At 65.5% G+C, this 220-nt stretch carries 1 protein-coding gene; it reads right to left on the bottom strand.

Annotated elements, in window-relative coordinates; all coding sequences use genetic code 11:
* The coding region (locus A7A76_RS04720) for a DUF7507 domain-containing protein (RefSeq protein ID WP_206410111.1) at positions 1 to 210 on the bottom strand (210 nt) is incomplete at its 3' end.
* Positions 211 to 220: the final 10 nt, after the last annotated feature.

The following is a 220-nucleotide window of genomic DNA, read 5'->3' as shown; positions in this document are numbered from 1 at the left end:
ACCGGCCGGGCAGACGTTCGGCGTCGAGGTCGACACGGTCGCCTTGTTGACGATCGAGCCGGCATTCACGTCGGTCTGCTGGACCTTGTAGGTGCCGACTAGGTCGCAGGTCGCGCCCGGGGCCAACGTCGCGCACGTGATCGTGTTCGGCGTGATTTTGTCGTCGGTGACGACCACGTCGGACAGGGTCACATTGCCGGTGTTGGTCACCCGGATCCGG

It is taken from the genome of Lysobacter enzymogenes (assembly GCF_017168095.1).
GTDB lineage: Bacteria > Pseudomonadota > Gammaproteobacteria > Xanthomonadales > Xanthomonadaceae > Lysobacter > Lysobacter enzymogenes_D.
The sequence above is the reverse complement of the archived record's forward strand: the minus strand, read 5'-3'. Positions and strand labels throughout refer to the sequence as shown.